Below are 20,763 nucleotides of genomic sequence, written 5' to 3' on the forward strand. Positions count from 1 at the left end.
CGTTCTGCAAGGCGGATTGGAGGGAAGTGATGAAGCGCGGCATCCTCGCACTGCTCGCGCTCGCGATCGTCTCCGGCGCAGGCGCCGCCCTCGTCGCGCTGCGGCAGGAGGCACCGAAGCGCGAGGCGAGCCTGCTCGACCAGCCGGTCTTCCCGGGTCTTGCCGAACGGCTGGCTGTGGCCGCCACGGTGGAACTCCGCCGGCACGACGGGGCGGTGACGCTGAGGCGCGAGGGCGACACCTGGGTGGTGGCCGAAAAGCACGGCTTTCCCGCCGTGCCGGGCCGGGTGCGCGAGCTGTTCGTCGGGCTGGCCGAGCTGCGCCTGGTCGAGGAGCGGACGGCGAACCCCGATCTCTTCTCCCGGCTCGGCGTCGAGGATCCGGATACGCCCGGGGCGACGAGCGTGCTCGTCACGGTGAAGGATCAGGCCGGGCGGGAGCTCGCGTCCCTCATCGTCGGGCGCCGGCGGGTGCGCACCGCTGCCAATCTGCCGGAGGCGGTGCACGTCCGCCGCCCGGGCGAAACGCGCGCTTGGCTTGCCGAGGGCACGCTGCGTCCGGACACCGACCCGCTGCTGTGGCTCGAGCGCGACCTCCTCGACATCCGCCGCGATCGGGTCGCGAGCGTGACGACACGGCGCGTGGGCGCGGATCCACTCACCCTCCGGCGCGCGGCTCCGGGAGAGGAGTTCACGCTGGTTGACGGCCCCGAGGGGTTCAACGCCGACCGGATCCGGCTGGACGACCTGCCGCGGGCGCTGGAGTTCCTCTCCTTCACCGACGTCATGCCCGCTGCTGCGTTGGCCGACGCGCCGGCCGCGGGCGAGGCGCACGTGGCGACGTTCGACGGGCTGACGGTCACCTTGCGCCTGGTCACGCATGAGGAGCAGCGCTGGGCGACGATCGCCGTCTCCTGGTCCGCTCCCAAATCGCCGATCGCCGAGGACGCGCCCGAGCCCTTGCTCCGCCCCGAGGCGGCGAAGGCCGAGGCCGAGGCGGTCACCGCCCGCGTGCGCGGTTGGGCCTTCCGCCTGCCGGACTGGAAGGCCGACGTGCTGACCTATCGCCTTGAGGACGTCGCCGCGCGGCAGGAGAACCCCTCCTGAGCGACGACGTGGCGTGGACGGCGCCGCGCGTCGGCGTCGGCGTGGTGCTGTTCCGCGGAGCAAGCGTGCTGCTCGTCCGTCGCGGCAAGCCGCCGCGCGCCGGCGCGTGGTCGATCCCCGGCGGCAAACAGGAACTGGGCGAGACGGTGGCGCAGGCGGCGCGGCGGGAACTGTTCGAGGAGACGGGCCTCGCACCCGCGGGGGAGCTCGTCCTCGTCGACGTCGTCGACAGCATCGAGCGCACGCCGGAAGGGCGGGTCGTGCGGCACTACACGCTGATCGACTTCGCCGCGCACGCCGCCGAGGGCGAGGCGCAAGCCGGTGGCGACACCGCCGAGGTGGCCTGGGTTCCGCTCGCCGACCTCCCGCAAGCGGGGATCTGGCCGCCGACCCGCGCGGTGATCGCCAAGGCTGCAGGCGCGCTCGGGATATTCTCGGAAAGGTGAGACCGCTCTCGCGCGCAACACAGGGATGCTAGCACGCGATTTGCAAACTCTTTCGTACGTCACCACAAAGGTTGCAATCGATCTCCCCATTCAAATGCCCCGCGACACATCGCCAAATGAGGCGGCCGAGACGCCTCGCCTGTCCGGCCTCACCGAGAGCATGGGCGAGGAGGGCACCGATGCCCTGCTCGTGATGTTCCGCAACGAGCTGCATCGTCGCCTCGCCGCCATCACCCGCGCCTCGGCGACCGGCGCCTATCAGGACCTCGCCAGCGAGGCGCATGCGCTCGCCGGTGATGCGCGCGCGATCGGTCTCGATTCGCTCGCCGAGCGTGCGCTGTCGGCCGAACAGGCGGTGAAGACGGAAGATGCGCGCATCGTCGCCGCCGCCACCGGCGCTCTGGCCGAGGCGGTGCACGAGGCGCTGTTGGCCCTGCGCCGGCGGATCTGAGGCCGGAGGGACGACTACTCGGCGACGTCCGGCAGCGATGGCGCCTCGCCCGTCCAGGCCGCGCGCTTGCGATAGATGGTGGAGGGGCTGACGCCGAGGTGGGCGGCTGCCTTGGCGATGTTGCCGCCGCAGAGCGCGATCGCTCGTTCGATCGCTTCCCGTTCGACTTCGGCGAGGGGCCTGATCAGGGTGGCGAGGTCTTCGCCGGCGGGGGCGCGGGGCGGCAGGGCCGTCGTTCGCGTCCGACCCGGCCGGATGACCTGCGCCGGCAGCATCGACGCCTCGAGCAGATCACCGTCATGCAACACCACGGCGGTGCGGATGGCGTTCTCGAGTTCGCGCACGTTGCCGGGCCACGGATAGGACAGCAGTGCCGCCTTCGCCTCGGCGCTGAAGCCGCGGAAGGCCTTCTTCTCCTCGGCGGCGAAGCGGGCGAGGAAGGCTTCCGCGATCAGCAGGATGTCCTCCGCACGCTCGCGCAACGGCGGCATGGTGATGGGGATCACGTGCAGCCGGTAGTAGAGGTCTTCGCGGAAACGCCCCGCCCGCACCTCCTCGAGCGGATCCTTGTTGGTGGCGCAGACGAAACGGACATCGACCTGCTCCGTCTTCGTCGAACCCACACGCTGGAAGGTCCCGGTCTGGATGAAGCGCAGCAGCTTGCCCTGCAGCGCGAGGTCGAGTTCGCACACCTCGTCGAGGAAGAGCGTGCCGCCGTCGGCCTGGCTCGCCGCCCCCGCCCGGTCGGCCACCGCCCCGGTGAAGGCGCCGCGCACGTGGCCGAACATCTCGGACTCCATCAGGTCGCGCGGGATCGCCGCGCAATTGATGGCGACGAAGGGCTTGTCGCGGCGTGGGCTGAGGCGGTGGATCGCCTCGGCGGCGAGCTCCTTGCCCGTGCCCGATTCGCCGGTGATGAAGACGGTGGCACGGCTCGCCGCCGCGTTCTCGATGATGCGGTAGACCGCCTGCATCGCCGGGGCGGCGCCGATGAAGCCGGCGAAGGTGGTGCGATCGGCCGCCCGCCGCAGTTCCGCGAGCTCGCGGGCGAGGCGGCGACGCTCGAGCGCATTGGCGATCGTCACCACCAGCCGTTCGCGCGGGAAGGGCTTGACCAGGAAATCGGACGCGCCGGCCTGCATGGCGGCGACGGCGGTGGCGACCGAGCCGTGCGCGGTGATGACGATCACCTCCGGCGCAGGGCGGCGGGCGCGGAGCTCGCGCAGGACGTCAAGCCCCTGCGCATCGGGGAGCTGCAGGTCGAGCAGAACCGCCTCGACGGGCTCCCTGGCCAGAAAGGCGCGCGCTTCGGCCGCCGTGCCGACATGGACGAAGCGCCACGGCGCATCCCGCAAATAGGCGCGGTAGAGCTCGGCGAGCGAGCGGGTATCCTCGATCAGCAGGACGGTGGCCTGATCGGCCGGCACGAGAGCCCTCCCCTCGGTCGACGCCGCGACCGGATCGCGGCCGGGGCGTCTTGCCCGGGTCGCCCTGCGAGATGTGGCCTCACGCCGGGCGCGCGGCAAGCAGCGGTGCGGGGGCGCGCCGAGACACGCGCCGGCGGGCGTGGTGGACGGGGCGTCCCCCCGGTTCAGGCGAAAAGCCGTTCGTGGCGCAGCCCTTCGTAAAGGCCCGCCACCCACTCGCCGTAGCCGTTCCAGATCAGGGTCGGCCGACGCTCGTCGGTGCCCAGCATCCGTTCCGTCGCCTGGCTCCAGCGCGGGTGCGGAACGGCCGGGTTCACGTTGGCCCAGAACCCGTACTCGTGCGGTTGCAACCGCTCCCAGAACCCGACCGGCCGGCGGTCGGTGAAGGTGATGCGCACCACGCTCTTCGGCTGCTTGAAGCCGTACTTCCAGGGCGTGATCACACGGATGGGCGCACCCAGCTGCGGCGGCAGCGGCCGGCCGTAGATGCCGACGACGATGAGGGAAAGCTCGTTCATCGCCTCGGCCAAGGTGAAACCCTCGAGATAGGGCCAGGGATACCAAGTCTGGCGGAAGCCGGGGGCGATGCGCGGGTTCTGGAAGCTTTCGAACACCACGTACCGGGCCGAGCCGAGCGGCTCGACCCAGCGGATGAGATCGGCGAGCGGGAAGCCCACCCAGGGCACGGCCATCGCCCAGCCCTCGACGCAGCGGAAGCGGTAGGTACGCTCCTCGAGCGGGAAGCGGCGGATGAGGTCGTCGATGTCGACCGTGCGCGGCGAGGGCACGAGCCCGTCGATGGTGACGGTCCAGGGGCGGGTTTCGAGGCGCTGCGCGGTGCGCCAGATGTCCTTCTGCGCGCCGAATTCGTAAAAGTTGTTGTAGGCGATGGCGTGGCGCGGTTCGGTCAGCGGCCGGTCCAGCGGGTAGGCGGACGAGCGCGGCGCGGGATAGAGGCCGCGCGTCGGGTCGGCGGCGAGCTGCGCTTCCCACCAAGCCATGGGGTCGCGCCCCTGGGCAAACGCGGACGGCGGTGCGGCGGCGAGGGCTCCGGCGAGGCCGGCGAGCAGGCGACGCCGGCCGAGCACCACCCGTTCCGGCGTCAACCGCTCGCCCGTGATCTCCCAGCCGCGACGCCTGATCGGCCGCATCCGAAGCCTCCTTCCGCGATCCGCCGAGAACTAGGGGTGCGATAGCGTCTGACGCTCGTGCTCGGGTTTCACAACGGGGTGACGGGCGCAGGCCGGGACGTTTCGTCGGTGTCTCGTGCGGGTGCGGGTGGCGGGTCCGGCACGGTTTCGGGCTCGGCAGGCGGCGCAGGAAGCAGACGATAGCCTTTCGAGCGGAGACAGAAGGCCGTCAGGTCCTGGATCAGTTCCAGACGGGAGAGATCGGAAAAGGCATAGGCACGCGGGCCGAAGCCCGGCCAGAAGGGATCCCGCCGCCAGGGGAAGGCCCAAGGCCCGGGCCCGTACCAGAACATCGGCCAACGCCGGTTCGCCTCCAGCACGGCGGCGTCGCGGCACTCGGCGATCTCGGCCGCCGAGGCCAAGGCACCCGTGTCCGGCCGCTGCCAGGCCAGCGGCGTGGGCGCGCACCCGGTCAACCCGGCAAGAACGACCATGGCCAAGCCGAGCCGTCGGCTCATTCTCCGGCTCTTTCTCCTGCGCAAGCGGGTACCTTTGGCGGCCAGGTCATCATCCGTCGGGCTCGCGAGACGACGGCCGAGTGCACCGTGGAATTTGGGCACGGTTGCGGCGGCAGGGGAGTTGCCGGGTCGCTTGGCCCAGCCGAGACACGTCGCACAAGCAGACACAAGATGCATCGCATTTTGCAACGCAAATCAAAAAAAGGGGCCGAGCCCTTCGGCACGACCCCAAGTTTTGGTTGAGGAAGGCTTAGCTGCTGCGACGGCCGAACCGTCGCGAGCAGTTCTTGAGAGGCATGAACCGTGCCAGCGCTGCGGCGCCCCTCACGCCACCCGCAAAGGCGTGGCGTGCCGGGGATCCAGCAGCGCTTCCAGCCGCGCAGCCGCCAAACGGGCGAACCGACCGATCAGGGCCTTTCGTCGGGCCGCCGGCAGCGGCTGCAGGATCGGCGCACGCAGCAGTGCCCCGCCCTCGCGATCGACCACCGCCACCCCGACCTGGTCGGGGATCAGCGCCAGCGGAAAGTCGGCCGGAATCGCGAACACCAAGCCGTCGCAAAAGCTCCGGTACTCCGGCCATTTGCGATCACGGCGGAAGTCGGCCACGCCCGACTTCACTTCGACGATGGTCAACCGGTCGTCCGACGACAAGGCAAGCAGGTCGGCGCGTCGCCCATTCGGCAACGGCACCTCGCGCAGCACGTGCTGGCCGAGGGCCGCGAACAGCCGCGCCGCCCCTCGCGTCAGCGCCGCCGTGCTTTCATCAAACCGGATGTGGGCTTCGCTCGCCATCTCCCTCGCGCCGCGACCGTAGCGCGACAGGAGGCGAGGCGCGACCCGAGCTCAGTTGCTGGTTTCGATGTCGAGCGCGTAGCCCGCCGCGCGCACCGTGCGGACGACATCCGCCTCGTCCGGCCCGTTCAGGCTCTTGCGCAGGCGGCGGATGTGCACGTCCACGGTCCGCGGCTCGACATGAATGTCCGGGCCCCACACCGCGTCCAGCAGCTCCTCGCGCGAGAACACGCGCCCGGGATGCTGCATGAAGAACTCAAGCAGACGGAACTCGGTGGGGCCGAGATGGACGTTGCGCCCGTTGCGCGTGACGCGGTGCGCCGCGAGGTCGAGCACGATGTCGTGGAACTTCAGCGTGCCCTTCGAGGGCGTGGCACCGGAACGGCGCAGCAGCGCCCGGATGCGCGCCACCAAGTTGTCGATGCTGAAGGGCTTGGTGATGTAGTCATCCGCACCGGTGTTGAGGGCGCGGACCGAATCCGTCTCCTCCGCCCGCGCGGTGACCATGATCACCGGCAGGTCGCGTGTGCCGGGACGGCGGCGGATCTGACGGCACACCTCGATCCCCGACATCGCCGGCAGCATCCAATCCAACAGCACCAGATCGGGCCGGGTCTCGGCGATCTTGGTGATCGCCTCCTGCCCGTCCGACGCCTCATCGACGCGGAACCCCTGCCGCTCCAGGTTGTAGCGCAGCATGGTGACGAGCGGCGCCTCGTCCTCGACGATCAGGATCAGCGGCTTCAGCATCCTCAGATGCCTCCCGGATCGCGCTCAAACTCCGGCGGGCGGCTCGACGATCGCGAACGGACTGTCGTCGCGCTTCGGCCGATCCTTCAGCATCTCCTCGCCGAGCTCAATGAAGCGGATCGTCTCCGCCAGGTTCGTGGCGTGATCGCCGATACGCTCCACGTTCTTGGCGATGAACAACAGATGCGCGCAGGGCGTGATGTTGCGCGGATCCTCCATCATGTAGGTGAGAAGGCTGCGGAAGACGGCGTTGTAGGCCTCGTCCACCTGCTCATCGCGTTCCCAGACCGACTGCGCCTTCTCCACATCGTGCGCCGCGAAGGCGTCCAGCGTGTCCTTCAGCATCTCCTGCACGATCCGGCTCATGCGCTGGATGGGGCCCACGCTGATCGCCGGCGGCAGCTGGGCAAGAACGATGGTGCGCTTGGCGATGTTGGCGGCGTAATCGCCGACTCGCTCGAGATCGAGCGCCATGCGGATCGCGCCGACCACCAGCCTGAGATCGGACGCCATCGGCTGGCGCAAGGCGAGCAGCTTGACCGCCTGGTCCTCGGCCAAACGGCACAGCCCGTCGAGCTCGGCATCGCGCTGCACGATGTGCGCTGCCATGTCGGCGTCCCGCTTGGCCAGGGCCGCGATCGCCTCGGTCAACGCTTTTTCCGCGATGCCGCCCAGCCTCAGCAGCGTGTCGCGAAGCCGCTCGAGCGCCTCGTCGAACGACCTCACCGTGTGGTCGGCCATCGTTGTTCTCCCCTCGGTCAGCCGAAGCGCCCGGTGATGTAGTCCTGGGTCCGCCTGTCCTGCGGACGCGTGAAGATCTGTTCCGTGGAGCCGACCTCGACGAGATCGCCGAGGTGAAAGAACGCCGTGCGCTGCGAGACGCGCGCAGCCTGCTGCATCGAGTGGGTGACGATGATGATGGTGTAGTCCTGGCGGAGCTCGTCCATCAGCTCCTCGATCTTGGCGGTGGCGATCGGATCGAGGGCGGAACAGGGCTCATCCATCAGGATGACGTCGGGGCTGACCGCGATCGCGCGCGCGATGCAAAGGCGCTGCTGCTGCCCGCCCGACAACGCCGTGCCCGGCTCGTCGAGCCGGTCCTTCACCTCGTCCCAAAGGGCAGCCCGGCGAAGGCTCTTCTCGACGATCTCGTCGAGCTCCTTCTTCGAGCGCGTCAGCCCGTGGATGCGCGGACCGTAGGCGACGTTATCGTAGATCGACTTCGGGAACGGATTGGGCTTCTGGAAGACCATGCCCACCCGTGCACGAAGCTGAACCACGTCCAGACGCGGGTCGTAGATGTCGTCGCCATCGAGGGTGATCTTGCCGGTCACACGGCAGCCCTCGATGATGTCGTTCATCCGATTCAGCACGCGCAGGAAGGTCGACTTGCCGCAGCCGGAGGGCCCGATGAAGGCCGTGACCTGGCGGCGATAGATGTCGATCGAGACGTTCTTGATCGCGTGCTTGTCACCGTACCAGACGTTGACGTTGCGCGCCACGATCGAAGGCGGCTCGTTGGGCAGGGGAACCGCCGGCGGCGGCGCCGTTCCGGGCTGAGCGGAAGAAAAGGGCGTTTCCATGGTCACCACCGGCGTTCGAACTTCTTGCGCAGGAAGATGGCGATCGCGTTCATCGTCAGCAGGAAGGCGAGCAGCACCAGGATGGCGGCCGAGGTCTTCTCGACGAAGCCGCGTTCCGGGTTGTCCGCCCACATGAAGATCTGCACCGGCAGCACCGTCGCGGAATCGGTCAGCCCCTTCGGAATGCCGACGATGAAGGCAACCATGCCGATCATCAGCAGCGGCGCGGTCTCGCCAAGGGCCTGCGCCATGGCGATGATCGAGCCGGTCATCATCCCCGGCAGGCCGAGCGGCAGCACGTGGTGCAGCACCACCTGCATCTTCGATGCCCCGAGCCCATAGGCGGCCTCGCGGATCGAGGGCGGCACGGCACGCAATGCGGCACGCGAAGCGATGATGATGGTGGGCAGGCTCATCAGCGCGAGCACGATGCCTCCCACCAGCGGGGCCGAGCGCGGCATGCCGAAGAAGTTGAGGAACACCGCGAGGCCCAAGAGGCCGAAGATGATCGACGGCACCGCAGCGAGATTGTTGATGTTCACCTCGATCAGGTCGGTGAACCAGTTCTTCGGCGCGAACTCCTCGAGATAGATCGCCGCCGCCACGCCGAAGGGGAAGCAGAGCACGAGGCAGACGGAGAGCGTCAGAAAGGAGCCGACCACACCACCGAGGATGCCGACCATTTCGGGTTCGCGCGAATCCGCGTTGGTGAAGAACCGCTTGTTGAAGCGAAGATCGAGATCTCCCGCCGCCTTTAACTGGTCGAACCAGGCGACCTGCTCCGCGTTGAGCCGTCCGCCTGCACCGCCATCGGGCTGGCGCTCGAAGAAACCCTTGCGGAGCATGTCGACATCGGTGGACGCGAGGACCCAGAAGGTCTGTTTGGTGCCGATCAGCGAGGGGTCGGCGAGCACCTTGTCGCGCACGTCGAACTCGGCCCCCGACGACAGCAGGCCGAAGAGGTTGCGCAGTCGCTCCCGACCCACGACATCCGGGAAGCGTTCCCGCAACGCTTGGCGGATCGCGCCGCCGAAGTCTCCGGTGCGGATGGATTCCTCGGAACGATCCCCGCGCGGGTCGACCAACGCGGGGTCGAGCGTGACCTCAAGCCGGATGTAGGTCTGCTGGAAGGCGGAGAGCCCGTTCGCGAGCAGCGTGATCAGTAGCCACAGCAGCGCGCCGACCGCAATCGCGATGGCGGTGATCCCGTAGGCCTTGAACCGACGCTGAGCGGCGTAGCGGCGACGGAGCCGCTTCTCGGCCTCGGCCGTCGTGTGGCGCGAGGCCGAACGGTTCGCCACCACCGCCTCGTCCACCGCCTCCCGCGGCAGCGCGACCGCCGCAGCCGCCGCCCCTGCGGCGTCCTGCGGTGAGCGGAGCGGAATTCCATCCTTGGCTGGCTGGTTACTCATACTGCTCCCGATACTTCTTCACCACGCGCTGCGCGATGATGTTGAGCCCCAAGGTGACGACGAACAGCAGAAGGCCCAGCGCGAAGGCGGAGAGGGTCTTTGCGCTGTCGAACTCCTGGTCGCCGACCAGCAGCATCGCAATATGCACGGTGACGGTGGTGACGGATTCCAAGGGGTTGATGGTCAGGTTGGCCGCCAGCCCGGCCGCCATGACCACGATCATCGTCTCGCCCAACGCCCGGCTGAAGGCGAGGATCACCGAGGCGACGATGCCGGGCAGGGCGGCGGGCAACAGAACGAGGCGGATCGTCTCAGCCTGCGTCGCCCCAAGGCCGTAACTTCCCTCGCGGAGGGACTGGGGCACGGCGTTGATCACGTCGTCGGAGAGCGAGGAGACGAAGGGGATGATCATGATCCCCATCACGACGCCGGCGGCGAGCGCCGATTGCGAGGCGACGTTGAGCCCAAGCGACATGCCGATCGATTGCACCAACGGCGCCACAGTGAGTGCGGCGAAGAAGCCGTAGACGACGGTCGGAATACCGGCGAGGATCTCGAGGATCGGCTTCACTACGGCACGGATGCGCCCCGGCATGAACTCGCTCATGTACACCGCCGCCATCAGTCCGACCGGCACCGCGACCAGCATGGCGATGACGCTGATCACGAGCGTGCCGACGATCAGCGGCACCGCACCGAACGCACCCGAAGCGCCCACCTGTTCGGCGCGGATCGCCGTCTGCGGGCTCCAGGTCAGGCCGAACAGGAACTCGGTGACGGGGACGCGGGCGAAGAAACGCAACGCCTCGAACACGAGTGAGAGCACGATGCCGATCGTGGTCAGCACGGCAAGAGACGAGCTGATGATCAGCACCACGTTCAGGATGCGCTCGACGGCGTTGCGGGCGCGGAACTCGGGCGCGATCATCCGACGCGCGAGCACAAAGCCTGCGATCGCCACCGCCAGGATCACCAGCCAGGACAGCACCTTCGAGAGGCCGCGCAGGCGGTTATAGTGTTCGACCGCGGAGACGATGTGCGGGCGCGACGTGTCCAGAGGCACCGCGCCGTAGGCCATGTTGCGCACATCCGTCATCAGAAGAGCGAGCTCGCCGTCCGGCAACTGCTTGAACTCGTCCGGCAGGCCGGCGATGACGAACTGCCGAATCATCCACCCTTCCGCCGAGATCCAGGCCAGAAGCAGCAAGGCGGCGGGGAGCCCGCAGACAAGCGCGACATAGGTGCCGTGGTAGCTCGGCAGGCTGTGCAGCCTCGCCCCACCGTTGCGCAAGGAGACGGCATGCTGGCGCCCGACCCAGAAACTGGCGACGGTCAGTCCCAGCAGGACGAAGAAGAGGGTGAGGCTCATTCTCGCAAGCGCTCCGCGCCGGACGCGCCTCGGCTGGCAGGGCTACCGGCGATCATGACAGCCTTCTCGGCCTGAGAGGGTATGCGGCGGGCGCTGCCGCAAGGCCACGCCCGCCGCCGCGTTTCAGGACGGGCGCTGCATCAGAGTCAGGTTCATCGTCCGCTCGCGGATCTCCTGACGGCGCTGCGGCGGATGCGTGATGAGACCCTTCGCCGGCAGATACCCGGTGTCACCCATGGCACGCTCGCTCGTGTACTCAGCCATGAATTCGCGCAGGCCCGGGATGACGTCGACATGGGCCCGCTTGACGTAGATGTACATCGACCGCGCCACCGGATACTTGCCGGTGGCGATGTTCTCGTAGGTGGGCGGCACGCCCTCGATCACCTTGCCCTCGATCTTGTCCAGGTTCTGGTCGAGGAAGCTGTAGCCGAAGACGCCGATCAGGGCGCCCGTGCGGTCGGCAGCGACGCGCTGCACGATCAGGTTGTCGTTCTCGCCGCCCTCGACGAACTTGCCGTCCTCACGGATGGCCTGGCAGGCCTGCTGGCGGGCCCGCGCATCCTGCATCGCGCGGATTTCGGGCACGTTGCGGCAACCAGCCTCCATCACCAGCTCGACGAAGCTGTCACGCGTGCCGGAGGTGGGCGGCGGGCCGATCACCTCGATCGCCAAGTTGGGCAGGCGCGGGTCGATTTCGTTCCAGCGCTGGTAGGGGTTGTTCACCAGCTGGCCGTTCACCGGCACCTGGCGGGCGAGCGCCTTCCAGATCTGCTCGCGCGTCACCTCGAAATTCGGCGCACCCTTGCGCACCGCGAGCACGATGCCGTCGAAGCCGATCGGGATCTCGATAATGTCGGTCACCCCGTTGCGCTGGCAGGTGTCGAACTCCGCCGCCGTCATCCGGCGAGAGGCGTTCGTCACGTCCGGATGGGCGGGCCCGATGCCGGCGCAAAAGATGCGCATCCCACCTCCGGTGCCGGTCGACTCGACGACGGGCGTCTTGAAGCGGCCGGCACGCCCGAACTGCTCGGCCACCGCGGTGGTGAAGGGGAAGACGGTGGACGAGCCGACGATGCGGATCTGGTCGCGGGCCTGCGCGTTGGCCTGCGTCGGCGTCAACGCGACAGTGATGGCGACCGCGGCCGCGGTCGCGAAAAGCACGTGCTTCACAGCAACTCCCTCCTGACACATTGAGCCCGGCAAGAGCGCCCGATGCAGACCATCGCGCGCCAATGCGCACCGCACCCTAGGCGGACACGAAGAAACCCAGATTTCAGAAAAATGAAGGTTCTATGACAACAATCGCTGTCGGCGAGCCGATGACGCCCACGAGAGTTTCGGACACCGACGCCGGGCAGGACGACCCATGTCGGGCCTCCACTGCCGGCATGAAGCGGGAACGGCGATGGAGCGACTGGTCGGAGCGGCGGGATTTGAACCCACGACCCCCAGTCCCCCAGACTGATGCGCTACCAGGCTGCGCTACGCTCCGACCTCCCCCCTCTTGGCGCGGCAGCCTCGCCAAGTCAATCGCGTGCCCGGACGCGCCCTCGCTCGGCCGCCTCGCCCAACAGGGCTCGGATCGCCCGCAATTCGCTGACCGCCTCGCTCAGCGCGGCGCGGAGCGCAGCCAGCCGATCCCCGCTGCCGCCGGCGGTGACAGAAGACGCCGGCGGGCCGGCGGGTGACGGGCGCGCCGCCTCGGCGCGCACCCGCACCACCGGTTTGACGGCCGGCACGGCCGTTTCGACCGGCGGCTGCGGCAACCCGGGCAACGGCAATTGCGGGCGCGGCCCCTCATTCTCCGCCCGTTCGGTCGCCGCCGGTTCCCCCTCGCCGGCCGTGCCGTCGCGCAACAGTCGCTGCACGCCTTTGATCGTATAGCCTTGAATGTAAAGCAGATCGCTGATCCGGCGCAGAAGCTCGACGTCTTCGGGACGGTAGTAGCGTCGACCACCGCCGCGCTTGAGGGGGGCGAGCTGCGGGAACTTGGTCTCCCAGAACCGCAGCACGTGCTGGGGAATGTGCAGCTCGTCGGCCACCTCGCTGATGGTGCGAAACGCGGTGGGGGCCTTGCGCGCGCGGCGGCGCTCCGGCGTCTCGTCCTCGTTCGGCCCGCTCATGCCTCATCACCGACGGCGGCGGCAGGTTCACCGTTGATCCGCGCCTTCAGCACCTGGCTCGGCCGGAACACCAGCACCTTGCGCGGCAGGATGGGCACTTCCACCCCGGTCTTCGGGTTGCGCCCCACGCGACGCCCCTTCTGGCGCACGGCAAAGGTACCGAAAGCACCGATTTTCACCGATTCGCCACGCTCCAGCGCCTCCACCATCAAATCGAGCACGCTCTCCACCAGAGCGGCGGATTCGTTGCGAGACAGTCCGACCTGGCGATACACCGCTTCGGCAAGGTCAGCCCGCGTTAGCGTTCGTCCCAAGCTCCGCCCCCCTCACGACCTGTTCCCGACCGTAACAGCCGCCTGCTTGGCGCGTCAACGAATGGCTCAAAGTCAACCGGTTACGAGGCGTATCCCGAATCGCGATCAAGCGAGGCCCGCAGGGAAGGCCTCAAAGACGAAGCAGCGCCGCCCCCCAGGTCAAGCCGCCGCCGATCGCCTCCATCAGCACGAGCTGGCCGGGCTTGAGCCGGCCATCGGCCTTGGCCTCGGCGAGCGCGAGCGGGATCGAGGCCCCGGAGGTGTTGGCATGGCGATCGACCGTGACCACCACGCGCTCCATCGGCAGCCGAAGCTTCTTCGCCACCGCCTCGATGATGCGGAGATTGGCCTGGTGCGGCACCAGCCAGTCGACCGCCGCGTGATCGAGCCCGTTGGCGGCGAGCGCCTCGTCCACCACGGCGGAGAGCTTGGCCACCGCGTGGCGGAACACCTCGCGGCCGTTCATGCGCACATGGCCCGACGTGCCTGATACGCCCGGTCCACCGTCGACATAGAGAAGGTCGGCGTAACTGCCGTCGGCATGGAGATGGGTGGAGAGCAGTCCAGGCCCGCTCCCCCCGGGGCCCGCCTCCCCCGCCCGCAGCACCACCGCACCGGCACCGTCGCCGAACAGCACGCAGGTGGCGCGATCGGTCCAGTCGAGGATACGGCTGTTGACCTCCGCCCCCACCACCAGCACGGTCGAGCCGTGGCCGGTGCGGATCATCGCGTCCGCCACCGCCAGCGCGTAGATGAAGCCCGTGCACACGGCGGCGACGTCGAAGGCGAAGCCCCGCCGAATGCCGAGCTTCGCTTGGATGCGGACGGCGGTCGCCGGGTAGGTCTGATCCGGGGTGGAGGTCGCGAGCACGATCCCGTCCACCGCCTCCGGCCCAAGCCCGGCATCGGCCAGCGCGGCGCGGGCGGCCTCCGCGCCGAGGTCGGAGGCGAGCACGCCCTCGGCGGCGATCCGCCGCTCGCGGATCCCCGTCCGCTCCACGATCCATGCGTCGGAAGTGTCGAGCCGGGCGGCGAGGTCGTCGTTGGTCACCACGGCAGGCGGCAAATAGCCACCGACGCCGGCGAGCACGGAGCGCACCGCACCCTCCCCCCTCATGCGCGGCAACGGGACAGCGGCCGGTTCAACCGGCGACAGCGGCAGGTGCAAGGACGGCTCCTTCGCCGGGGCGGATGCGCAACAACTCGTCGCGGATCCGGTCGTTGAAGCGGTGGCTCACCATGTCCACCGCGAGATCCATGGCGTGCGCGAAACCGAGCCCGTCCGTGCCGCCGTGGCTCTTCACCACCACGCCGTTGAGGCCGACGAGGACGGCGCCGTTGTAGCGGCGCGGGTCCAGCCATTCGCGCAGCCGCTCGAGCGCGGGGCGGGCCAGGATGTAGCCGATCTTCGCCGCGATCGAGGAGGTGAACACCTCCCGCAGAAGGTCGCGCACGAGCTTCAGCGTGCCCTCGCCCGTCTTGAGCGCGACGTTGCCGGTGAAGCCGTCCGTCACCACCACGTCGGTGGTGCCGGCGGCAATGTCGTGCCCCTCGACGAAGCCATGAAAGAGCGGCGCGAGATGGCTCGCCCGCAACACCTCGGCCGCCTCGCGCACCCGATCGTCGCCCTTGAGTTCCTCGGACCCCACGTTGAGGAGTCCGATCGAGGGCTGGTTGAGACCAAGCACGGTGCGGGCGAACACCTCGCCCATCACCGCGAAGTCGACGAGGTTGCGGGCGTCGCACTGCACGTTGGCGCCGAGATCGAGCATGACGAAATCGCCACGGGCCGAGGGTCCGATGCCGGCCATCGCCGGGCGATCGATCCCGGGGAGGGTCTTCAGCACGATCTTGGCGAGCGCCATCAGCGCACCGGTGTTGCCGGCGGAAACGACGCCCGCCGCCTCGCCCGCCGCCACGCAATCGATCGCGAGCCGCATCGAGGAGTTGCGCAGCCTCAACGCCGCCGTCGGCTTCATCTCGTTCGGCACCGCTTCCGGCGCGTGCCGCAGGCTCGCCACCTGGGCGAGACGCTTCGCCCGCTTCAGCAGAGGCGCCACCCGCCCCTCGTCGCCGAACAGGATGAACCGCGCCTGCGGATGGCGTTCGGCGGAGATTTCGAGCCCGCGCACCACGATGTCGGGGGCGCGATCCCCGCCCATCGCATCGATGGCGAGCACGGCTTCGGCGTTCACGGCTCCTCGCGCGAACTCTCGGCGGACGGCGGGTTGCCGGGAACGACAGCCCTCAGGTGCGGACGACCACCTTCAGGCGCTTGCCGGCCGGCGCAACCTCGCGTCCGTCATAGTAGCCGCAGGAGGGGCAGACGTGGTGCGGGCGCTTGAGTTCCCCGCAGTTGGGGCACTCGGCGTGAGCTTCCGCGCGCAAGGCCTCGTGCGAGCGGCGCATGTTGCGCCGGGACGGAGACACTTTCTTCTTCGGGACCGCCATGGTACGGGCCTCGCCTTGTCACAGTTTCGAAACACGCTGGGCCGGCGGTGACTAGCAAAGGGGCGCGAGGCCGTAAAGTTACAAGTCTGACGCGATCGGGCAGTGCAGCCGCGCGAGCGGCTCAACGCATTACGGTTCGCCCGCAGGGTCGCGCCGCCGCTTCAGCACGGCGAACGGGTTCTGCCGCTCATCCTGTTCCCCGTCCTGCTCCGACCACGTGAAGGTCGCCCCCGGTCGCCGCGGCCAGGGGTCGAGGGCAAGCGCGAGCGTCTCCACCACCGCCTCGCCGAGATCGATGTCCGGCCCGGCGTAGAGCACCTCGTCCTCCGCCTCGGGATCGAGCTCCACCTCCGCGGCCTCCTCGCCGGGTTGGACGGGACGGAAGACGAGGCGGACGGGAGCGGTCAGCGTGGCGGCGAACGGTTCGAGCGTGATGACGCAGACCTGCCGCACCTCGGCCCGCAGCGATCCCCGCGCCGCGACGAGCCCCGCACCGAGCGGCTGCAGGGTGAGCTCGGCGGAGAGGCGATCGAGCCCCTCAAGCCCGAGCCGGGCCCGCACCGCCTCCCGCTCTGCCGGCCCGGCCTCGATCGCGATCGCATCCCCCTCCGGCTTCAGGCGGGCGACGCTGATGGGGCGGGGGAACTCCGGCCCGCTCATGCCAGCGCCTCCTCGGCCGCAAGGAGCGTGACCTCACCACGGCGGAGCGCGTCGAACCCTTGCGCGCCGAGGTGGGCACGCGCGCGACGCACGGCGACGGCGAGCGGCTTCGCCCCCTCGACCATGCTCTCGCTCCGCCACACATTGCGCGACAGCGCCTCAGCCAGCGGCTCGTCATCGGCCGAAGCGAGGGCCCGCGCATAGGCGGCCGACCGGCCATGGAAGGCCTCGTAGAGGCGGCGCACGCGACGCGCGAGCCCGGTGTCCGCCGCCCCCATCTGACGCAGGGTCTGGTCGAGATCGGCGAACATCGCGTCCGTCACGGCTTGGGCGAGACGCCGCGGCTCCTCCCCAGGCTCCTCCGTCATCCGATCGAGCACGAGGAAGGTGAACAGGCAGACCATGTCGAACCGCCCCTCGAGCGTGTCGGGCACGGCGAGGCGCGTGTACCAGAGGGGATCGCGTGCGGCAGCGACGGCGGCACCGTACAGCAGGTAGCCCTCGCGCTCGAAGGCGCGCGGAGCGAAGAGGCGGCGGAGCATGGCCGTGGCAGGTCCGTTGACAGGATCGTTCGCGATGTGACAGCGAGGAGATGGCATGTCGAACGCGCCATTCAAATCGCAAAACCCGGAGGCGGCTCCGCTCCGTCCTGCCGGTTCGGGCCGTATTGCGGCCGTGCTCGCCGTGCTGCCGGCGCTCGTCGGCTGCGGCATCGCGGAACCGACGCGGGACATCCGCGGCGCCCGGCTCGACCCGCAGCAGGTCGCCGAGATCGTGCCCGGGGTGCAAACCCGCTCGGACGTCGCCGCCCTGCTCGGCACGCCCTCCGCCACCGCGCCGTTCGGAGACGACGCTTGGTTCTACGTCTCCTCGGTGACGCGCAACCGGGTCGGTCGCGTGCCGTCGGTCGAGCAACAGACCGTGGTCGCGGTGCGCTTCGACGAGCGGGGCGTGGTGCGCGAGGTCAAGACTTTGGGGCTCGAAGATGCGGCCGAGATCGACCCCGTCGATCGCGTCACGCCGACCCCTGGGACGGAACGCAGCTTCCTCCAGCTCCTGCTCGGCAACATCGGCCGCTTCGGCGGCGGCGCGCCGACCCGCATGCCGGGCTCCGGCTTCTGACGCGGGCCCGCCGCCTTCATCCCCGCCGATCCCCTTGAGCCGGCCCCCGACCGACTGAGCGCGACGGCCGCATGCCGCCCGACGTGCTGAGCCCGAAGCTGCTGCTGTTCGTCGCGGTCGGCTTCCTCGCCCAACTGATCGACGGCGCGGCCGGCATGGCCTATGGCGTTTCCGCCACCACCGTGCTGCTGAGTTTCGGGGTTGCCCCGGCCACGGCTTCGGCGGCCGTGCATGCGGCGGAGGTGTTCACCACCGGCGCCTCCGGCCTCTCCCACCTCTTGGTCGGCAATGTGCGGCGCCACCTCGTGGTCCGCCTCGCCATCCCCGGCATGATCGGCGGCGCCGCCGGCGCGCTCGTCCTGACGGCGTTTCCGGCGGAGACGATCCGTCCCTGGGTCAGTCTGTATCTCTGCGCGATGGGAGGCGTGATCCTGTGGAAGGCGTTCCGGCCGAGCCCGCCCGTCGTCGACAACCCGCCCTTCGTGCCGGTGCTCGGCCTCGTCGGCGGGTTCCTCGATGCGGCAGGGGGTGGGGGTTGGGGGCCGATCGTCGCCTCCACGCTGATCGGCGGCGGCACGGTGCCGCGCTATGCCATCGGCTCGGTCAATCTCGCCGAGTTCTTCGTCACCTCCGTCGTCACCGCGACCTTTCTTGCGACAATCGGCCTCGAACTCTGGCCCGTCATCGTCGGCCTCATTATCGGCGGCGTCATCGCCGCGCCGATCGCCGCGTTCGTCGCCAAGCGCGTCCCCGCGCGACCGCTGATGGGCATCGTCGGCACGCTGGTCATCCTGCTCAGCGTGAAGAGCGTTCTGGTCAGCCTGCAGTGATGCCCTTCATGCGCCATCCCGCCCAAGCGCTCGGTCGCCGTGGCCGCATGCCGAGGGTGGCCGCGCCGCCGCGCGGCGGGTTCAGGCCTCGAGCAGCTTGGCGAGGATGGCGAGCAGCAACAGGGCGACGATGTTGATGATCTTGATCATCGGGTTCACCGCCGGCCCCGCCGTGTCCTTGTAGGGGTCGCCCACCGTATCGCCCGTCACCGCAGCCTTGTGCGCGTCCGACCCCTTGCCGCCGTACAGCCCCGTTTCGATCAGCTTCTTCGCGTTGTCCCAGGCCCCGCCACCGGCGGTCATCGAGATCGCGACGAAGATGCCGGTGACGATGGTGCCGAGCAGCATCGCCCCGAGGCTGGTGAAGGCCGCCGCCGTGCCGGCGACGAAATAGATCACCACCCACAGCACGATGGGGGCGAGCACGGGCAGCAGAGAGGGCACGATCATCTCGCGGATGGCAGCCCGGGTGAGCATGTCCACCGCCTTGCCGTAGTCGGGCTTCGCCGTGCCCTCCATGATTCCCGGGATCTCCTTGAACTGGCGGCGCACCTCGATCACCACCGACCCCGCGGCGCGGCCGACCGCCGTCATCGACAGCCCGCCGAACAGGTAGGGCAGCAGCCCACCGGCGAAGAGACCGACGACCACGAACGGGTCGGCGAGCGAGAAATCCACCGTCACGTTCGGGAAGTAGTGCGAAAGATCCTGGATGTAGGCGGCGAACAGCACCACCGCCGCGAGACCTGCCGAGCCGATGGCATAGCCCTTGGTGACCGCCTTGGTGGTGTTGCCCACGGCATCGAGCGCATCCGTGATGGTGCGCACGTCCTTCGGCAGATCGGCCATCTCGGCAATGCCGCCGGCGTTGTCCGTCACCGGGCCGTAAGCGTCGAGCGCGACCACGATGCCGGCGAGCGCGAGCATGGTGGTGACCGAGATCGAAATGCCGTACACGCCGGCGACCAGGTAGCTCGCCAGGATGCCGAGGCAGATGACGAGCACCGGGGCGGCCGTCGCCTCCATGCTGACGGCGAGCCCCTGGATCACGTTCGTGCCGTGGCCTGTGGTGGAGGCGGCGGCGATCGACTTCACGGGGCGGAACTGCGTGCCGGTGTAATATTCCGTCAGCCACACGATGGCCGCGGTGACGAGAAGCCCGACGAGGGCGCAGACGAAGAGCCCCACACCGGTGAAGGAGGGGCCGGAGGTCGGCGTGTAGGTGGTGGTCAGGCCGACGGTGGGCAAAAGGACGAGGAAGATCAGGCCCGCCGCGATCACGCCCGTGGCGATGAAGCCCTTGTAGAGGGCGCGCATGATGTCGTTCGAGCCGTCGAGCTTGACGAAGTAGGTCCCCCCCACCGAGGCGGCGATGCAGGCCGCACCGATGACGAGGGGCAGCAGCATCAGCGTGGTCGCCGCTTCGCCCTCGAAGAAGATCGCGCCCAAGAGCATGGTGGCGACCATCGCCACCACGTAGGTCTCGAACAGGTCGGCGGCCATGCCCGCGCAGTCACCGACGTTGTCGCCCACATTGTCGGCGATCACCGCCGGGTTGCGCGGATCGTCCTCGGGGATCCCGGCCTCGACCTTGCCGACGAGATCCGCCCCCACATCCGCACCCTTGGTGAAGATTCCGCCGCCGAGACGAGCGAAGATGGAGATCAGCGACCCGCCGAAGGAGAGCGCGATCAGCGCCTCGAGCACGGTGCGCTGATCCACCCCGGCGGATTGCAGCGCGAGCCAGTAGACCGCGATGCCGAGGAGCCCCAGGCCAACCACGAGAAGCCCGGTGATGGCGCCGGCGCGGAACGAGAGATCGAGTGCCGGCTGCAGCCCCTGCCGGGCGGCTTCCGCCGTGCGCACGTTGGCCCGCACCGAGACGTTCATGCCGATGAAGCCGGCCGCACCGGAGAGTGTCGCGCCGATCACGAAGCCGATCGCCGCCCAGGGCGAGAGCAGGAACCATAGCGCGGCGGCGACGATCACGCCGACGAGCGCGATGGTGGTGTACTGGCGGAACAGGTAGGCGCTCGCACCCTTCTGCACGGCGGCGGCGATCTCCTGCATGCGCGCCGTGCCCGCCGGAGCCGCAAGCACCACGCGCGTCGCGTAGGCGCCGAAGCCGACGGCGAGGGCGCCGCAGAGCAGGACGAGCACGTATTGCAGCGTGATCATGGTCGCTTCCGGTCCGTTTCGACGTCGACTGGCGCGGGCGGCGCGTCCGCCACGGCCCGCGGGAGCTCACGCGTCCGCGAGGCCCCTCGGGTATGCCA

At 69.2% G+C, this 20,763-nt stretch carries 23 protein-coding genes and 1 tRNA gene; 5 read left to right on the forward strand and 19 right to left on the reverse strand.

What is annotated here, in order from left to right:
* Positions 1–29 precede the first annotated feature (29 nt).
* The 3 genes from DWB05_RS13715 to DWB05_RS13725 all read left to right on the forward strand — a co-directional run bounded on the left by DWB05_RS13715 (position 30) and on the right by DWB05_RS13725 (position 2,003).
* A complete protein-coding gene (locus DWB05_RS13715; protein WP_114377784.1) occupies positions 30–1,106 on the forward strand; it encodes a DUF4340 domain-containing protein in 1,077 nt (358 codons plus the stop codon).
* A gap of 8 nt (positions 1,107–1,114) precedes the next feature.
* A complete protein-coding gene (locus tag DWB05_RS13720) occupies positions 1,115–1,552 on the forward strand; it encodes an NUDIX hydrolase (RefSeq protein ID WP_114377785.1) in 438 nt (145 codons plus the stop codon).
* Positions 1,553–1,646: 94 nt separating this feature from the next.
* A complete protein-coding gene (locus DWB05_RS13725; protein WP_157967214.1) occupies positions 1,647–2,003 on the forward strand; it encodes an Hpt domain-containing protein in 357 nt (118 codons plus the stop codon).
* A gap of 14 nt (positions 2,004–2,017) precedes the next feature.
* Here the strand turns inward: DWB05_RS13725 and DWB05_RS13730 are convergent, their stop codons facing one another.
* The 18 genes from DWB05_RS13730 to DWB05_RS13815 all read right to left on the reverse strand — a co-directional run bounded on the left by DWB05_RS13730 (position 2,018) and on the right by DWB05_RS13815 (position 17,077).
* Positions 2,018–3,430 (reverse strand): sigma-54-dependent transcriptional regulator, encoded by a 1,413-nt coding sequence (locus DWB05_RS13730; RefSeq protein ID WP_114377787.1) that lies wholly within the window; start codon positions 3,428–3,430, stop codon positions 2,018–2,020.
* Between the two features lie 164 nt (positions 3,431–3,594).
* Complete coding sequence (gene msrP / locus DWB05_RS13735; protein WP_114377788.1) at positions 3,595–4,581, reverse strand: protein-methionine-sulfoxide reductase catalytic subunit MsrP; 987 nt, start codon at positions 4,579–4,581, stop codon at positions 3,595–3,597.
* Positions 4,582–4,649: 68 nt separating this feature from the next.
* A complete protein-coding gene (locus tag DWB05_RS13740) occupies positions 4,650–5,078 on the reverse strand; it encodes a hypothetical protein (RefSeq protein ID WP_114377789.1) in 429 nt (142 codons plus the stop codon).
* 324 nt (positions 5,079–5,402) lie between these two features.
* On the reverse strand, positions 5,403–5,870 hold the full coding sequence (locus DWB05_RS13745) for an MmcB family DNA repair protein (RefSeq protein WP_114377790.1): 468 nt from the start codon (positions 5,868–5,870) through the stop codon (positions 5,403–5,405).
* A gap of 51 nt (positions 5,871–5,921) precedes the next feature.
* Positions 5,922–6,620: a phosphate regulon transcriptional regulator PhoB gene (gene phoB, locus DWB05_RS13750; RefSeq protein WP_114377791.1), complete on the reverse strand. Its 699-nt coding sequence runs from the start codon at positions 6,618–6,620 to the stop codon at positions 5,922–5,924.
* Between the two features lie 24 nt (positions 6,621–6,644).
* Positions 6,645–7,361: a phosphate signaling complex protein PhoU gene (gene phoU, locus DWB05_RS13755; RefSeq protein WP_114377792.1), complete on the reverse strand. Its 717-nt coding sequence runs from the start codon at positions 7,359–7,361 to the stop codon at positions 6,645–6,647.
* Between the two features lie 17 nt (positions 7,362–7,378).
* Entirely contained in the window at positions 7,379–8,203 is an 825-nt protein-coding gene (gene pstB / locus DWB05_RS13760; protein WP_232818555.1) for a phosphate ABC transporter ATP-binding protein PstB, read from the reverse strand.
* A gap of 2 nt (positions 8,204–8,205) precedes the next feature.
* A complete protein-coding gene (gene pstA / locus DWB05_RS13765) occupies positions 8,206–9,615 on the reverse strand; it encodes a phosphate ABC transporter permease PstA (protein WP_114377793.1) in 1,410 nt (469 codons plus the stop codon).
* On the reverse strand, positions 9,608–10,984 hold the full coding sequence (gene pstC, locus DWB05_RS13770; protein ID WP_114377794.1) for a phosphate ABC transporter permease subunit PstC: 1,377 nt from the start codon (positions 10,982–10,984) through the stop codon (positions 9,608–9,610). The genes pstA and pstC overlap by 8 nt, the downstream gene beginning before the upstream one ends.
* A 123-nt stretch (positions 10,985–11,107) precedes the next feature.
* Complete coding sequence (locus DWB05_RS13775; RefSeq protein WP_232818556.1) at positions 11,108–12,220, reverse strand: substrate-binding domain-containing protein; 1,113 nt, start codon at positions 12,218–12,220, stop codon at positions 11,108–11,110.
* A 182-nt stretch (positions 12,221–12,402) separates the two neighbouring features.
* A tRNA-Pro gene (locus tag DWB05_RS13780) sits at positions 12,403–12,479 on the reverse strand.
* A 34-nt stretch (positions 12,480–12,513) separates the two neighbouring features.
* On the reverse strand, positions 12,514–13,110 hold the full coding sequence (locus tag DWB05_RS13785; protein ID WP_114377796.1) for a MerR family transcriptional regulator: 597 nt from the start codon (positions 13,108–13,110) through the stop codon (positions 12,514–12,516).
* On the reverse strand, positions 13,107–13,424 hold the full coding sequence (locus DWB05_RS13790; RefSeq protein ID WP_114377797.1) for an integration host factor subunit alpha: 318 nt from the start codon (positions 13,422–13,424) through the stop codon (positions 13,107–13,109). Before DWB05_RS13790 ends, DWB05_RS13785 begins: the two co-directional genes overlap by 4 nt.
* A 130-nt stretch (positions 13,425–13,554) precedes the next feature.
* Positions 13,555–14,541, reverse strand: a complete 987-nt coding sequence (locus tag DWB05_RS13795) for a beta-ketoacyl-ACP synthase III (RefSeq protein WP_114377920.1) — start codon at positions 14,539–14,541, stop codon at positions 13,555–13,557.
* Positions 14,542–14,566: 25 nt separating this feature from the next.
* Positions 14,567–15,619 carry a phosphate acyltransferase PlsX gene (gene plsX / locus DWB05_RS13800; RefSeq protein WP_114377798.1) on the reverse strand — a complete coding sequence of 351 codons (1,053 nt, stop codon included), beginning with the start codon at positions 15,617–15,619 and terminating at the stop codon, positions 14,567–14,569.
* Between the two features lie 52 nt (positions 15,620–15,671).
* Complete coding sequence (gene rpmF, locus DWB05_RS13805) at positions 15,672–15,875, reverse strand: 50S ribosomal protein L32 (RefSeq protein WP_114377799.1); 204 nt, start codon at positions 15,873–15,875, stop codon at positions 15,672–15,674.
* A 129-nt stretch (positions 15,876–16,004) separates the two neighbouring features.
* Positions 16,005–16,535, reverse strand: coding sequence for a YceD family protein (locus DWB05_RS13810; protein ID WP_114377800.1), 531 nt, complete (start codon positions 16,533–16,535; stop codon positions 16,005–16,007).
* On the reverse strand, positions 16,532–17,077 hold the full coding sequence (locus tag DWB05_RS13815; RefSeq protein WP_114377801.1) for a ubiquinol-cytochrome C chaperone family protein: 546 nt from the start codon (positions 17,075–17,077) through the stop codon (positions 16,532–16,534). Before DWB05_RS13815 ends, DWB05_RS13810 begins: the two co-directional genes overlap by 4 nt.
* A 55-nt stretch (positions 17,078–17,132) precedes the next feature.
* Between DWB05_RS13815 and DWB05_RS13820 the strand changes: the two genes are divergently transcribed.
* Both DWB05_RS13820 and DWB05_RS13825 read left to right on the forward strand, forming a co-directional pair.
* Positions 17,133–17,657 (forward strand): outer membrane protein assembly factor BamE, encoded by a 525-nt coding sequence (locus DWB05_RS13820; protein ID WP_114377802.1) that lies wholly within the window; start codon positions 17,133–17,135, stop codon positions 17,655–17,657.
* 71 nt (positions 17,658–17,728) lie between these two features.
* Positions 17,729–18,487 (forward strand): sulfite exporter TauE/SafE family protein, encoded by a 759-nt coding sequence (locus DWB05_RS13825; protein WP_114377803.1) that lies wholly within the window; start codon positions 17,729–17,731, stop codon positions 18,485–18,487.
* A gap of 81 nt (positions 18,488–18,568) precedes the next feature.
* On the opposite strand, the gene DWB05_RS13830 is transcribed toward DWB05_RS13825, so the two are convergent.
* Positions 18,569–20,665 (reverse strand): sodium-translocating pyrophosphatase, encoded by a 2,097-nt coding sequence (locus tag DWB05_RS13830; RefSeq protein ID WP_114377804.1) that lies wholly within the window; start codon positions 20,663–20,665, stop codon positions 18,569–18,571.
* Positions 20,666–20,763: the final 98 nt, after the last annotated feature.

The organism is Elioraea thermophila (ex Habib et al. 2022), from assembly GCF_003336755.1.
Lineage (GTDB): Bacteria > Pseudomonadota > Alphaproteobacteria > Acetobacterales > Acetobacteraceae > Elioraea > Elioraea thermophila.

Coding starts and splice junctions, on each gene's coding strand:
- DWB05_RS13715 (WP_114377784.1), top strand. CDS start 30: ATGAAGCGCGGCATCCTCGCACTGCTCGCGCTCGCGATCGTCTCCGGC.
- DWB05_RS13725 (WP_157967214.1), top strand. CDS start 1,647: ATGCCCCGCGACACATCGCCAAATGAGGCGGCCGAGACGCCTCGCCTG.
- msrP (WP_114377788.1), bottom strand. CDS start 4,581: ATGCGGCCGATCAGGCGTCGCGGCTGGGAGATCACGGGCGAGCGGTTG.
- DWB05_RS13740 (WP_114377789.1), bottom strand. CDS start 5,078: ATGAGCCGACGGCTCGGCTTGGCCATGGTCGTTCTTGCCGGGTTGACC.
- DWB05_RS13745 (WP_114377790.1), bottom strand. CDS start 5,870: ATGGCGAGCGAAGCCCACATCCGGTTTGATGAAAGCACGGCGGCGCTG.
- phoB (WP_114377791.1), bottom strand. CDS start 6,620: ATGCTGAAGCCGCTGATCCTGATCGTCGAGGACGAGGCGCCGCTCGTC.
- phoU (WP_114377792.1), bottom strand. CDS start 7,361: ATGGCCGACCACACGGTGAGGTCGTTCGACGAGGCGCTCGAGCGGCTT.
- pstB (WP_232818555.1), bottom strand. CDS start 8,203: ATGGAAACGCCCTTTTCTTCCGCTCAGCCCGGAACGGCGCCGCCGCCG.
- pstA (WP_114377793.1), bottom strand. CDS start 9,615: ATGAGTAACCAGCCAGCCAAGGATGGAATTCCGCTCCGCTCACCGCAG.
- pstC (WP_114377794.1), bottom strand. CDS start 10,984: ATGAGCCTCACCCTCTTCTTCGTCCTGCTGGGACTGACCGTCGCCAGT.
- DWB05_RS13785 (WP_114377796.1), bottom strand. CDS start 13,110: ATGAGCGGGCCGAACGAGGACGAGACGCCGGAGCGCCGCCGCGCGCGC.
- DWB05_RS13795 (WP_114377920.1), bottom strand. CDS start 14,541: ATGAGGGGGGAGGGTGCGGTGCGCTCCGTGCTCGCCGGCGTCGGTGGC.
- rpmF (WP_114377799.1), bottom strand. CDS start 15,875: ATGGCGGTCCCGAAGAAGAAAGTGTCTCCGTCCCGGCGCAACATGCGC.
- DWB05_RS13810 (WP_114377800.1), bottom strand. CDS start 16,535: ATGAGCGGGCCGGAGTTCCCCCGCCCCATCAGCGTCGCCCGCCTGAAG.
- DWB05_RS13815 (WP_114377801.1), bottom strand. CDS start 17,077: ATGCTCCGCCGCCTCTTCGCTCCGCGCGCCTTCGAGCGCGAGGGCTAC.
- DWB05_RS13820 (WP_114377802.1), top strand. CDS start 17,133: ATGTCGAACGCGCCATTCAAATCGCAAAACCCGGAGGCGGCTCCGCTC.
- DWB05_RS13825 (WP_114377803.1), top strand. CDS start 17,729: ATGCCGCCCGACGTGCTGAGCCCGAAGCTGCTGCTGTTCGTCGCGGTC.
- DWB05_RS13830 (WP_114377804.1), bottom strand. CDS start 20,665: ATGATCACGCTGCAATACGTGCTCGTCCTGCTCTGCGGCGCCCTCGCC.